The sequence below is a fragment of the Morganella psychrotolerans genome (assembly GCF_965118875.1).
Lineage (GTDB): Bacteria > Pseudomonadota > Gammaproteobacteria > Enterobacterales > Enterobacteriaceae > Morganella > Morganella psychrotolerans_C.
Map to the genome: position 1 here is coordinate 1 of NZ_CBCPJD010000015.1, position 11,894 is coordinate 11,894.

General features: G+C 48.2%; 12 protein-coding genes and 1 riboswitch. Of the genes, 3 read left to right on the forward strand and 9 right to left on the reverse strand.

From position 1 onward, the window contains the following. Positions 1-80: 80 nt before the first annotated feature. Positions 81-860, reverse strand: coding sequence for an acetoin reductase (locus tag ACMHKJ_RS14670; protein WP_413495014.1), 780 nt, complete (start codon positions 858-860; stop codon positions 81-83). 310 nt (positions 861-1,170) lie between these two features. Between ACMHKJ_RS14670 and ACMHKJ_RS14675 the strand changes: the two genes are divergently transcribed. Beyond that, positions 1,171-1,803: an N-acetylmuramoyl-L-alanine amidase gene (locus ACMHKJ_RS14675; RefSeq protein WP_413495016.1), complete on the forward strand. Its 633-nt coding sequence runs from the start codon at positions 1,171-1,173 to the stop codon at positions 1,801-1,803. Positions 1,804-1,953: 150 nt separating this feature from the next. Here the strand turns inward: ACMHKJ_RS14675 and speB are convergent, their stop codons facing one another. Continuing rightward, complete coding sequence (gene speB / locus ACMHKJ_RS14680) at positions 1,954-2,877, reverse strand: agmatinase (RefSeq protein WP_413495018.1); 924 nt, start codon at positions 2,875-2,877, stop codon at positions 1,954-1,956. A gap of 99 nt (positions 2,878-2,976) precedes the next feature. Beyond that, positions 2,977-4,881, reverse strand: a complete 1,905-nt coding sequence (gene speA / locus ACMHKJ_RS14685) for a biosynthetic arginine decarboxylase (protein ID WP_413495020.1) — start codon at positions 4,879-4,881, stop codon at positions 2,977-2,979. A 673-nt stretch (positions 4,882-5,554) separates the two neighbouring features. Between speA and metK the strand changes: the two genes are divergently transcribed. Next, the gene (metK, locus tag ACMHKJ_RS14690; RefSeq protein WP_413495022.1) at positions 5,555-6,709 is read left to right on the forward strand and encodes a methionine adenosyltransferase; all 1,155 of its coding nucleotides are present in this window, start codon (positions 5,555-5,557) and stop codon (positions 6,707-6,709) included. 146 nt (positions 6,710-6,855) lie between these two features. Here the strand turns inward: metK and ACMHKJ_RS14695 are convergent, their stop codons facing one another. The 3 genes from ACMHKJ_RS14695 to ACMHKJ_RS14705 are packed head-to-tail and all read right to left on the reverse strand — an operon-like array spanning position 6,856 to position 8,018. Then, complete coding sequence (locus ACMHKJ_RS14695) at positions 6,856-7,278, reverse strand: DUF6691 family protein (RefSeq protein ID WP_413495024.1); 423 nt, start codon at positions 7,276-7,278, stop codon at positions 6,856-6,858. A gap of 10 nt (positions 7,279-7,288) precedes the next feature. Further along, positions 7,289-7,699 (reverse strand): YeeE/YedE family protein, encoded by a 411-nt coding sequence (locus ACMHKJ_RS14700; protein ID WP_413495025.1) that lies wholly within the window; start codon positions 7,697-7,699, stop codon positions 7,289-7,291. After that, positions 7,689-8,018 carry an ArsR/SmtB family transcription factor gene (locus tag ACMHKJ_RS14705; RefSeq protein ID WP_413495027.1) on the reverse strand — a complete coding sequence of 110 codons (330 nt, stop codon included), beginning with the start codon at positions 8,016-8,018 and terminating at the stop codon, positions 7,689-7,691. Before ACMHKJ_RS14705 ends, ACMHKJ_RS14700 begins: the two co-directional genes overlap by 11 nt. 109 nt (positions 8,019-8,127) lie before the next feature. Between ACMHKJ_RS14705 and ACMHKJ_RS14710 the strand changes: the two genes are divergently transcribed. Continuing rightward, complete coding sequence (locus ACMHKJ_RS14710) at positions 8,128-8,655, forward strand: SprT family zinc-dependent metalloprotease (protein ID WP_413495029.1); 528 nt, start codon at positions 8,128-8,130, stop codon at positions 8,653-8,655. Here ACMHKJ_RS14710 and ACMHKJ_RS14715 read toward each other — a convergent pair. The 3 genes from ACMHKJ_RS14715 to hcr form a co-directional block, all read right to left on the reverse strand. Next, positions 8,636-9,658: a magnesium transporter gene (locus ACMHKJ_RS14715; protein WP_223861204.1), complete on the reverse strand. Its 1,023-nt coding sequence runs from the start codon at positions 9,656-9,658 to the stop codon at positions 8,636-8,638. The two genes, ACMHKJ_RS14710 and ACMHKJ_RS14715, sit on opposite strands and share 20 nt — an antisense overlap. Before the next feature lie 114 nt (positions 9,659-9,772). Beyond that, positions 9,773-9,947: riboswitch (M-box (ykoK) riboswitch) on the reverse strand. 229 nt (positions 9,948-10,176) lie between these two features. Continuing rightward, entirely contained in the window at positions 10,177-10,566 is a 390-nt protein-coding gene (locus tag ACMHKJ_RS14720; RefSeq protein ID WP_413495031.1) for a nuclear transport factor 2 family protein, read from the reverse strand. A gap of 254 nt (positions 10,567-10,820) precedes the next feature. Further along, complete coding sequence (hcr, locus tag ACMHKJ_RS14725) at positions 10,821-11,828, reverse strand: NADH oxidoreductase (protein WP_413495033.1); 1,008 nt, start codon at positions 11,826-11,828, stop codon at positions 10,821-10,823. Between the last annotated feature and the right edge of the window lie 66 nt (positions 11,829-11,894).

An 11,894-nucleotide genomic window follows, 5' to 3' on the forward strand; every position in this document is an offset into this window, starting at 1 on the left:
GGGTATATAAAAAAATCCGCTCTATCTTATGATAGAGCGGACCCGATTATCAGTGTAACTGACTGATGTGACAATGAGATCTAGCGGTAAACAATACCACCGTCGGTCAGGATAGCCTGGCCGGTGATGTAATCTGAATCATCGCTTGCCAGGAACGATACCAGCGCTGCGACATCATCAGGGGTTTGAGCACGACCAAGTGCTATCCCATCGACATATTTTTTGTAGGTTTCCCCTTTCGGCGCACCGGTAATCTCAGAGAAACGTTCATCAATTTCAACCCACATATCCGTCCCGACAATTCCCGGGCAATACGCATTTACAGTAATACCACTGCTGGCAAACTCTTTTGCGGCTGCCTGAGTCAATGCACGCACGGCAAATTTTGTGGCTGAATATACACCAAGTAAAGCGAAACCATCATGCCCTGCGATAGATGAAGCGTTAATGATTTTCCCTTTCTGTCCGCGTGCTTTAAATTTTGCCGCTGCAGCCTGGATGCCCCACATAGTGCCGTCAACGTTAATACGGAAAATGCGGTCCATATCTTCAGGCCGCACATCTTCAATTGCTTTCACCTGGGCGATACCGGCGTTATTTACCATGACATCAAAACCGCCCAGTGCTTTTTCAGCCTGATCCACCACCGCAAAAACCTGATCACGCTGACTGATATCTGCGACTAATGTGACGGCTTTACGTCCCAGCGCTTCCACTTCTTTTTTAACCTTTGCCAGACTTTCTTCTTTCAGGTCAACCAGGGCAATATCTGCGCCCTCTTTTGCCAACCGTAATGCAATACCACGACCAATTCCCTGTGCAGCGCCGGTGACCAGAACCACTTTACCCGTTAGTGACATTGTGTGCTCCTATGTGAGTGAGGTATTTCGTTATGATATTAATAACAATTAACCATACGCGCTTCTTTATAGGTTGCAAGCGTCGGAGCACATAAGGCTCATAATAAAACCTCGAAATTCCACTTAAGGTTATTTATTTATTCTGTATTTAATTCATCATCAAAAAAAAATGACATTCATCATAATTAATAATGCATATTTAAATAATAAAATAATTATACTTGAATAAATATATGCCCAACGTCATTCAAGATGCAGCCAACGAACCTGCAGTTTGAATGAATAAGGGTATAGATAAGGAGAAACAAACATGCGTTTATTATCCCCGTCAGAAAGTAATAAAAAGGAAGCTGACTTATTACCGCCTGCCTCATCCTCTGCTGACATTATAATTAAAAAAGATATTATCACTAATATTGAAAAAGGTAATATGCCGGTAATCCACGCCATTATTCTCCACCGTACCGATGGTTATTCTCTGTCTGCGGCTATTGCTTCATTCCGGCAATCCGGTATCGGAACCCACTTTATTATTGATAAAGACGGCACAATAAGACAGACCGCGAATACCAATAAATACGCTTACCATATCGGGAAAATTCGTGCGCGTTGTATGGAAGAAGGAACATGCAGTGCAGAAGAAGCGAAAAAAATAAAAGGGTTTGGCTGGGCGCCGACTAAAATCCATAATAATGAAAAAGTAAAAAAATACCCTGCGCGTTATCCACTTAATACCGACAGCCTGGGTATTGAAGTTGTTGCTAAATATAATACCGCTACAAAAATATGGGACCCGGCAACACCACAACAAAAAACAGCCATTAATTATCTGGTTAAAAAATTACAGGCAACATTTAATCTGACTGATAAAGATATTTTTGAACATGATAAAATTTCGTATAAAACGGCCGGAGAAGGGGCAGGTCTTTATGTCGCCGGTTAATTTATCCGGCAGATATACCCTTATTCATTCAAACCACAGGTTCGTTGGCTTCCTGCATTTTGAATGATGTTGGGTATAAACAAAAAGACCCGCAATTAACATGCAGGTCTTTTTTATTTACTATTTAATCTACCGTTTTATTTACCGGCTTCAGCCTTTTTTGGCGGCCTGTAAATACAGCATTTCCAGCGCGATAGTCGCACCTGCCAGCGCGGTAATATCTGACTGGTCATACGCCGGAGCAACTTCCACCAAATCCATCCCGACAATATTGAGCGGCTGTAATCCGCGCAACAGTTTCAGGGCGCGATCCGTGGTCAGTCCACCGATAACCGGTGTGCCGGTGCCGGGCGCAAAGGCCGGATCCAGACAGTCTATATCAAACGTCAGGTACACCGGCAGGTCGCCGACAATAGATTTCACCTGGGCAATAACATCATCCACAGTGCGGTCATTAACCTGTGCGGCGTCAATCACCGTAAAGCCGTTATCTGTTTCATGTTCGGTACGGATACCAATCTGCACAGAATGCGCCGGGTCAATCAGCCCTTCATTCGGTGCATGATAAAACATGGTACCGTGGTCAAACTTGCTGCCGTTACCGTAAGTATCTGTATGTGCATCAAAATGCACCAGTGCCATTTTACCGAAATGCTTTGCATGAGCACGCAGCAGTGGCAGCGTCACAAAATGATCACCCCCGAAAGAGAGACATTTTTTGCCGGATGCTAATACTTTTTCAGTATGTGCCTGCAATTTTTCGCTCATGTCCTGCGCATCACCGAATGCAAAAACCAGGTCACCGCAATCCACCACATTCAGACGTTCACGCATGTCAAACGTCCACGGCCAGCGGTTGCCTTCCCATGCCAGATTCGTTGAGATCTGGCGGATAGCAGAAGGTCCCTGGCGGGCACCTGCACGTCCGGAGGTTGCCATATCAAACGGAACCCCGGTTATCACCCAGTCTGCATCACTGGTATACGGCTGAAAATTCAGTGGCAGACGAAGAAAACCAAACGCATTAGAGACTAATGAGTTATCAGTCTGATTACCTAATGTGCTGTTGAGCATAATACTTCCTTATTCACGTTTTACCCCTGATTCATTCAAACTGCAGGTTCGTTGACTGCAGCCTGAATGATGTTGGGTATATAATAACGAAAAACAGATTTATTCATCTTCCAGATACGTATATCCGTAAAGACCACTTTCGAACTCTTCAGTAAAGGCCTGCTGTTCCGCTTCATCCAGATCAGACACTTTCACCTGATCCCGGAAACGTTCCAGCAAAATTTTCGGATCCAGTTTCACATACTGAAGCATGTCGGCTACCGTATCACCCGCTTCACTTTCCAGATAGCGGATTTGCCCGTTTTCACCGACATACACATCCAGCGCAGCAGTATCACCAAACAAGTTATGCATATTGCCGAGAATTTCCTGATAAGCGCCGATCATAAAAAAGCCCAGCAGCGGCGGATTTTCCGGGTCATAAGACGGCATCGGCATGGTTGTTGCGACACCGTCACCATCGACATAATGATCAATAATACCATCTGAATCACAGGTAATATCCAGCAGAACCGCACGGCGATCCAATGGCTTATCCAGCCCTTCAATCGGCAGCACAGGGAATAATTGATCAATACCCCACGCATCCGGCAGCGACTGAAACAGCGAGAAATTCACATAGAATTTATCTGCCATGCGCTCCTGCAGTTCATCGATAATCGGACGGTGCGCACGGTTGCTCGGGTCAAGATCCTGCTGGATGCGGCGACAGATATTCAGGTATAACCCTTCCGCCCAGGCGCGTTCTGTCAGGGAAAGCATCCCCTGCGCGTATTGCGTGTGAATATCATGCAGGTCAAGCTGGCTGTCATGCAGCCACTCACGCAGTGAGCGGGCATTGCCTTTGGTCTGCATCTCTTCCCAGGTTTCCCACAGGCTGGCGACCGGACGCGGTGCATCCTCTGCCGGTGGCGGCGCAAGCGGAAACTCATTGCGCTCCACACCGATGACATTTGACACCAACACAGTATGATGCGCGGTCAGGGCGCGCCCTGATTCGGTAATCACCGTCGGATGCGGCAATCCGTGCTCTTCGCAGGCATCACCAATTGCCCAGATAACATTATTGGCATATTCATTCAGCCCGTAATTGACTGAGCAGTCAGACTGCGAGCGGGTGCCTTCATAATCCACACCCAGACCGCCGCCGACATCAAAGCACTGAATATTGACCCCTAATTTATGCAGTTCCACATAAAAACGGGCGGATTCACGCACGCCTGTCGCGATATCACGGATATTCGCCATCTGTGAACCGAGGTGGAAATGCAGCAATTGCAGGCTATCCAGGCTGTCTGCCTGACGGAGCATTTCGATCAGTTGCAGCACCTGAGTCGCTGCCAGACCGAACTTGGATTTTTCACCACCACTCGCCTGCCATTTACCGGAGCCCTGAGACGCCAGACGCGCCCGCACACCTAAGCGCGGCACAACATCGAGGCTTTTCGCCTCCTGCAACACCACCGCTATTTCAGACATTTTTTCAATAACGAGATACATTTTATGACCGAGTTTCTCGCCCATCAGTGCCAGGCGGATATATTCACGGTCTTTATAACCGTTACAGACAATCACGCTGCGGGTCATTCCGGCGTGAGCCAGTACCGCCATCAGTTCCGCTTTGGAACCGGCTTCCAGCCCCAGCGGCTCCCCGGCATTTACCAGGGTTTCAATCACGCGGCGCTGCTGATTTACCTTAATCGGGTAAACCAGGAAATAATCACCCTTGTAACCGTAGGATTCACGGGCGCGTTTAAATGCAGCATTAATAGAACGCAGACGATGTTGCAAAATCTGCGGAAAGCAGAACAGTGCCGGTAAACGGATGTGTTCACGTTCTTTCTGTACTTTACTGACCAGCTCTGCCAGGTCGATTTTCGCCTGTGGCATATCCGGATTAGGGCAGACGGTGACATGACCCAGGTCATTAACACCATAATAGCTGCCGCCCCAGTACTCAATATTATAAGTCTGCTGCATCTTCAGCGCGATATTATCATTCATTGGTCATCTCCTGATTCTGGAGTGAAACTTACCTGTATGGCTGACATAAGCCTATCCCCCTTCACCGTGGGATAAATCTGTCCTGTTGACAAGTAAAAATTCAAAATGGATTACATCATCCGGCAAAACCGGACACAGATTTTACGGATTCAGCCGGCTGCTCCGTCTGCTTGCGTTGTTCTGTCTGCCCGAATGAAGCAGATACGAATAACATCGCGCAGAAAACACGTCAGCCGGAGAGGAAGACAGTACAGGAAAAGAAGAAGTGGAAAACGACGCGGACACATGCATTACCGCACGTGGCTGTTGAACGTCAACAAGCAGCAGATAATGGTTTATCAACCCATTTACCCCCACACAGAGTTACTCGCTGTAACCCCCGCCAGAATCACACAGAAAACCGGAGTTTCTGCCATTTATAACTGCAGGAAAACTGACAGCTATTGGGCGCAGTTTATACCGTTAATGACACAAAAATGCAAAATCAAAATGACAAACAGGTGTAAAAAAATAAGACATACCGGTAATACATTCTGAGGACAGAGAAAAAAAGGTGAAAAATTTGTCGTCGCTATAAAATTTCTGGAACCGCTGCCGATTTTAACTTAGAATAGCCGTCTAGAAGTTAATACATCCATCAATGTACCGGAAGTTTACTTAAGGTAGAAAAACAATGAGCACACATCTTTTCACTTCTGAGTCCGTATCTGAAGGACACCCGGATAAAATTGCCGACCAAATTTCGGATGCAGTCCTTGATGCGATTTTAGAACAAGATCCCAAAGCGCGTGTTGCCTGTGAAACCTATGTCAAAACCGGCATGGTCATGGTGGGCGGAGAAATCACCACCAAAGCCTGGGTTGATATCGAAGAAATAACACGCCGCACTGTCCGCGAAATTGGTTATACCAGCTCATCAATGGGCTTTGATGCTGATTCCTGCGCCGTAATCAGCGCCATCGGCAAACAGTCTGCTGACATCAATCAGGGCGTTGACCGCGAAGATCCGGCCTCACAGGGTGCCGGCGACCAGGGCTTAATGTTCGGTTATGCATCAAACGAAACCGACGTATTAATGCCCGCGCCAATCACTTACGCACACCGTCTGGTTGAGCGTCAGGCTAAAGTACGTAAAAGCGGTATCCTTCCGTGGCTGCGCCCGGATGCAAAAAGCCAGATTACATTCCGGTATGATAACAACAACATTGTCGGTATCGATGCGGTTGTTCTGTCAACGCAGCACTCTGAAGACGTTACTCAGAAAGACCTGCATGAAGCGGTAATGGAAGAGATAATCAAACCGGTTCTGCCGGTTGAGTGGCTGAACCCGACGACCAAATACTTCATTAACCCGACCGGTCGCTTTGTGATTGGCGGACCAATGGGTGACTGTGGTCTGACCGGACGTAAAATTATCGTCGATACTTACGGCGGCATGGCTCGTCACGGCGGCGGTGCATTCTCAGGTAAAGATCCGTCTAAAGTTGACCGCTCAGCGGCTTACGCTGCACGTTATGTGGCAAAAAATATTGTCGCAGCCGGTCTTGCTGATCGTTGTGAAATCCAGGTTTCTTATGCGATTGGTGTGGCTGAGCCAACCTCAATCATGGTGGAAACATTCGGCACAGGAAAAATCAGCAATGAACAACTGACGCTGCTGGTGCGTGAATTCTTTGACCTGCGTCCGTATGGTCTGATCCAGATGCTTGATCTGCTGCATCCGATGTATCAGGAAACAGCTGCATACGGTCACTTCGGCCGCCCTCAGTTCCCGTGGGAAAAAACAGACAGAGCAGAACAGTTGCGTGATGCGGCAGGTCTGAAATAAGACCCGCACCACACGCACCTGAATGCTGAAAGACAAAAACCGGCCTCCGTGCCGGTTTTTTTATCAGGTATTCATTCAGGTCCGGCATACCATTAATTACATTTCGGTATTATTTTTAATCCAAACTTGTTTTGTTTAAAATACCTTTAATTCTGATTTTTGTTGCGGGAATTTATATGAAATATATACATTCCTGTCATCATCGAAAAAGTAAAAACGATACCTTTTATATTTCCCATACCCGACAATAATATACCGGGTCCCGGACAAATACCTGCGAGCCCCCAGCCAATCCCGAACAATAATGCGCCGGTCAGCAGAGGTTTATCGATTCGTGTATTGGACGGTAATTGTACCTGCTCACCACAGAACGACGTTTTACGGCGTTTTGCAATAACAAAAGCCACCATACTGATACTCATTGCGACAGTCATCGTCACAAATAAAGAGGGATCCCAATTTCCGGTGATATCCAGAAAAGAATGTATTTTTTGCGGATTACCCATTCCGGCAACCAATAATCCCAGCCCGAATAATACACCGCTGACTAATGCAAAAATAACCTGCACAAATGCCTCCTTACTTCATTAACCATACGGTCAGAAATGCACTGACCATAAATACCGCAACCGCTGCAAAAGAGCGCTTCGACAGTCTTGCCATGCCGCAAATGCCATGTCCGCTGGTGCAACCACTGCCCAGGCGCGTACCAAACCCGACCAGCAAACCGGCAACAATCAGCAGCGGATAGTCCGCGGCTATCACCACATCAGGCTGCCCCTGAATCAAAAAATAAATCCACGGGGAAATAATCAGCCCGCCAACAAAGGCTATCCGCCAGCCGCTGTGCGGTGAAAATGCATTGGCGAGAATACCGCTGATCCCGGCAATCCGCCCGTTCAGCAGGAGCAGTGCTGAGACAGCAAGGCCGATAATCACCCCCCCGAGTGCAGCACTTCCCGGCGTAAATGCCGCCATATCAATAGTCATCCGGTTTATCCTCTCTTTTCGGGCAATAGAGCTGATATAAGGTATTCAGCAGCGCCAGCACTTTTTCATCTGCCACAGAATAATAAATGCGTTTTCCTTCGCGACGGGTGCTGACCAGTCCCTCATTGCGCAATACAGTCAGTTGCTGTGAAAGTGTCGGCTGACTGATGCCTGAGCGTGCTTCCAGTTCACTGACATTGCACTCACCCTGACTCAACTGGCATAACAGCAGTAAACGGTCAGGATTTCCCAGAGTTTTCAGTAATGCCGCGACACCGGCGGCGGCTTCCTGCATATCGGCAAGCTGTGTGGATATCATCCTAATTGTTCCTTATTACATTATATATAATTATATTATATTGTTTTTAGATATATTCAATGCCCTGATAACGGTTGCAGCTTTTTCCGGGTGTCGTTAAGCTGCTTTCATGAAACCAATCCGTGTCCCCACTGCATTACAACAGGCGTGTATGCAAACGCTGCGCGACTATTTAGCCCGCGCAAATCTTGCGCTTAATGAAACATTTCCCGAACCTGAACTGAATTACCGCCAGCGCGGCACCACTGCGGGCAGTGCTTGTCTGCAAAAATGGGAGATCCGGCTGAACCCGGTTCTGCTGACTGAAAATGGTGAACAGTTTATTCAGGATGTTATCCCGCACGAGCTGGCGCACCTGCTGGTTTACCGTCGTTTCGGGCGGGTCGCACCTCACGGGAAGGCGTGGCAATGGATGATGAGTTCCGTGCTGGGCATGCCCGCGGCAAGAACACATCAGTTTGATGTGACATCTGTACGCAGCCGGACATTTACTTACCGCTGCCAATGCAAAACGGCACATGAACTGACTGTCCGCCGTCACAATAAAGTGTTACGCGGGGAGAGCCAATACCTGTGCCGTCATTGTAAAAGTGTTCTTGTTGCCGATACTGTCTGTGTTACACCAGATCCGTCATAACGTGTCTGGCGATTTCGAAATAGATAATCAGCCCGGTGCCGTCAATCAAAGTGGCAATAAACGGCGCGGAAACAACCGCAGGGTCAACTTTCAGTCGCTGAAGCACCATCGGAATGATGGATGAAACAACCGCACTCCAGACAGTAATACAGACCAGTGTCAGACTGACCACAATCATTATTTCCGGACCAACGCCAAGGAACCAGGCACGGATCATCCCGGCACAGCCCATGGTGAATGCCACCATCAGTGAGGTGGTCAGCTCTTTGCGCAGTACCGCACCGATATTTCGCAGCCCCACTTCCCCGAGCGCCATTGCACGCACCAGTGTCGAGGTTATCTGTGTACCACTGTTACCACCGGTGCCTATCAGCAACGGAATAAAGAATGCCAGTGAAATAGCCGCTTCCAGCTGATCCTCAAATGCCTTGAGAACCGTTCCGGTGTACGCTTCTGCCACAAACAGCATCAGCAGCCAGACTGCACGCTTGCGCCACAGTGTGACCGGGCTGGTACTCAGATACGGCTCATCCAGCGGCTGTGACCCCCCCTGCAATGCCGCATCCTGCGTATTCTCATCCTCAATCAGTTCCGCGATATCCTGCGGGCGCAGAATACCGGTCAATTTACCGAACTGTACCACCGGTACAGTATCAATCCCGCTGTTGTTAATCAGCTCATACACGTCATGGCGTGTCTGTTCCGGTGAAACGAAGAAGTAATTCTGACGCATCACCTCCGCAACAAACAGCTCTTCCCCGGATGTCAGCAATGCTTTCACCGGCAGAATACCATTCAGGTAATTATCCTCATCCAGTACATATAAATAGGTGGGAATTTGCTCGCCTTCAAGCTCTTCACGCAGAACGTGTTTTACCTGTGCGATGGTGTCAGATACTGCCACGCGGATGTAAGCCTGGCTCATGTAAGCACTGACGGCGTCTTCATCGGTATGCGTCTGGCGTTCGGTTTGATGTGGCGGATTGACGGATGGCGTGGTCATGACCAGCGTATCCGCTTTTTCGTAGTGAGTTAATTTCATGATGTGTGACCCTAATGTCTGTTATGAACTTCAAACAGCACTCCAATAGGGGCGAAACCAGATGAGAGAATGCGTAGGCTATCTCACGTCTCGGTTTTAGCACTATACAACGTATCCTGCAAAAATAAGCAGGAAGTTACTTCGGGTTATACCTTCATTCGATATAACCTGTCCTAATCTTGGGCGTCTCGCGACGTCGTCAGATCAGCAACCTCTGTTTGTATAGGAGCCTCGCCTAACGAGATACTGCACCTTAAATGCGGTGCGAATTATAACTCCCGTAAATTATATGGCGAGGATTAAACCGTTTTCGTTTAGAAAGCATTTAACTAAAAAGCATTTATTAAATATACCCAACGTCATTCAAGATGCAGGAAGGCGGCAAGCTCCGATTGCCGGGGAGCATACATCAGTATGTGACCCGGCTGGCGGAGTGCGGCCAACGAACCTGCAGTTTGAATGAATAAGGGTATAGTATTTCAGATGCGGGAGCCCAAATCACTGTCAGCCTCATCGCCGGAAAGCTGCCGGGTCACTTCTTCACAACGGATAATTTTACCGTCGGCCAGATGAAAACAGGCAAAAACCTCAAAGATGACAAACTCACCGGTAATTTTTTCCGCTTTTGCAATATGCTGTGTATGCACGCACTGTTCGCCCTGTGCGATAGATTTTATCTCGATAACAATAGACCGGGTGGCCATTTTAAGCGCATTAAGATGGGCAAGAAATTCAGGAAACTGAATTGTCTGACCATTCACCACCTGAACATAATGACGGGAGAAATAGGTATCGACTAATGCTTCATCCCCGATATGTTTACCGAGAACATCAGTCAGTGCGCGGGTGACAAATTCTGCATTGTTCATTATCCAAAATCCTTTTTTTGTTATCAACAGTATAGCATAGCGACAAAACGGATTTATTGCTGCCTGAAATGAAAAAAGTGCCGTCAGACGGCACTTTTTTATCACTACAATGGTGTTGTACCCAACGTCATCCGAGATGCAGGCAGGCGGCAAGGGAAGATAGACGGGGAGCATACATCAGTATGTGACCCGGCTGGCTTCACGCCGCCAACGAACCTGCAGTTTGAATGAATAAAGGTATATACGGGTCGGGATCAGGCTAATTCAACATTACCCTGTAACTGGCAACTGCATGCCAATACATAACCCTGTTCAATTTCTGCCGGCGTCAGTGTCATGGTGCTGGTTGTGGTGTATTCGCCACTGCGGATCCGGGTTTTACAACTGCCGCAAACACCGGCACGACATGCCGCCATTACCGGTACACTGTTGGCTTCCATTGCCGCCAGCAATGTCATTCCCACCGGTACAGTCACCTGACGCAACGGAGACTGAATAGTCATTGTGATCGTTTTTTCACCGGTTTCAGCTTCCGGTTCCGGTCCGAAACGTTCCATAAAGAAACAGCCCGGTGCCACATTCAGTGACTGACAAAATGCCTGCACATTTTTCATATACGGCGCGGGGCCGCAGGTCATAACAGTATGTTGTGCAATATCCGGGATCAATGAGCGCAATTTTTCCTCTGACAAACGACCCGCCAGTAAATCATCTGCTTCATCACTGTTTTCCACCATCAGGATCAGACGCATACGCTCAGGAAACACGCTCAGCAAATGCTGCCATTCCTGTGCAAAAATCACCTGCTGCTTATCACGCACATTAAAAATCACAGTGACCTGACTTTCCGGCTGACGATTCAGTATCCAGCGGGTCATCGACATCACCGGTGTCACGCCACAGCCCGCCGCCAGCATCAGATAACGGTCTGCCGGACGGGATGCACAGGTAAATTCACCCTGCGCATCAGACAGCCACAGAAAATCACCCGGCTTCACATCATGTGTCAGCCAGCCGGAACCCTGTCCGTCATCCAGACGGCGGACCGTCAGGCTCAGAAACGGACTGAGTTCAGGTGTGGAAGATAAGGTATAAGCACGCAGCGTTTCGCCGCTGTTACGGATGCTGACCAGCGTATACTGTCCGGGATTGTACTGATAGAAATCGTTATTGATCAGATTGATAGTCCACACATCCGGGGTTTCCTGCTTAACAGAATGGACCTGCATGCGGTTCGGACATAAAGACGTCGGCATTGTCATCGGGCTCTCCTGACTCCGTCCGGAGAACGCCGCGCGGGCACTCTCCGGTTATAACAGTTACAGCGA

What these genes read in the sequence shown, in the direction of transcription:
- speB (WP_413495018.1), bottom strand. Translation starts at nt 2,877, where the DNA reads ATGCTCAACAGCACATTAGGTAATCAGACTGATAACTCATTAGTCTCT.
- metK (WP_413495022.1), top strand. Translation starts at nt 5,555, where the DNA reads ATGAGCACACATCTTTTCACTTCTGAGTCCGTATCTGAAGGACACCCG.
- speA (WP_413495020.1), bottom strand. Translation starts at nt 4,881, where the DNA reads ATGAATGATAATATCGCGCTGAAGATGCAGCAGACTTATAATATTGAG.
- ACMHKJ_RS14710 (WP_413495029.1), top strand. Translation starts at nt 8,128, where the DNA reads ATGAAACCAATCCGTGTCCCCACTGCATTACAACAGGCGTGTATGCAA.
- ACMHKJ_RS14700 (WP_413495025.1), bottom strand. Translation starts at nt 7,699, where the DNA reads ATGACTATTGATATGGCGGCATTTACGCCGGGAAGTGCTGCACTCGGG.
- hcr (WP_413495033.1), bottom strand. Translation starts at nt 11,828, where the DNA reads ATGACAATGCCGACGTCTTTATGTCCGAACCGCATGCAGGTCCATTCT.
- ACMHKJ_RS14720 (WP_413495031.1), bottom strand. Translation starts at nt 10,566, where the DNA reads ATGAACAATGCAGAATTTGTCACCCGCGCACTGACTGATGTTCTCGGT.
- ACMHKJ_RS14705 (WP_413495027.1), bottom strand. Translation starts at nt 8,018, where the DNA reads ATGATATCCACACAGCTTGCCGATATGCAGGAAGCCGCCGCCGGTGTC.
- ACMHKJ_RS14675 (WP_413495016.1), top strand. Translation starts at nt 1,171, where the DNA reads ATGCGTTTATTATCCCCGTCAGAAAGTAATAAAAAGGAAGCTGACTTA.
- ACMHKJ_RS14715 (WP_223861204.1), bottom strand. Translation starts at nt 9,658, where the DNA reads ATGACCACGCCATCCGTCAATCCGCCACATCAAACCGAACGCCAGACG.
- ACMHKJ_RS14670 (WP_413495014.1), bottom strand. Translation starts at nt 860, where the DNA reads ATGTCACTAACGGGTAAAGTGGTTCTGGTCACCGGCGCTGCACAGGGA.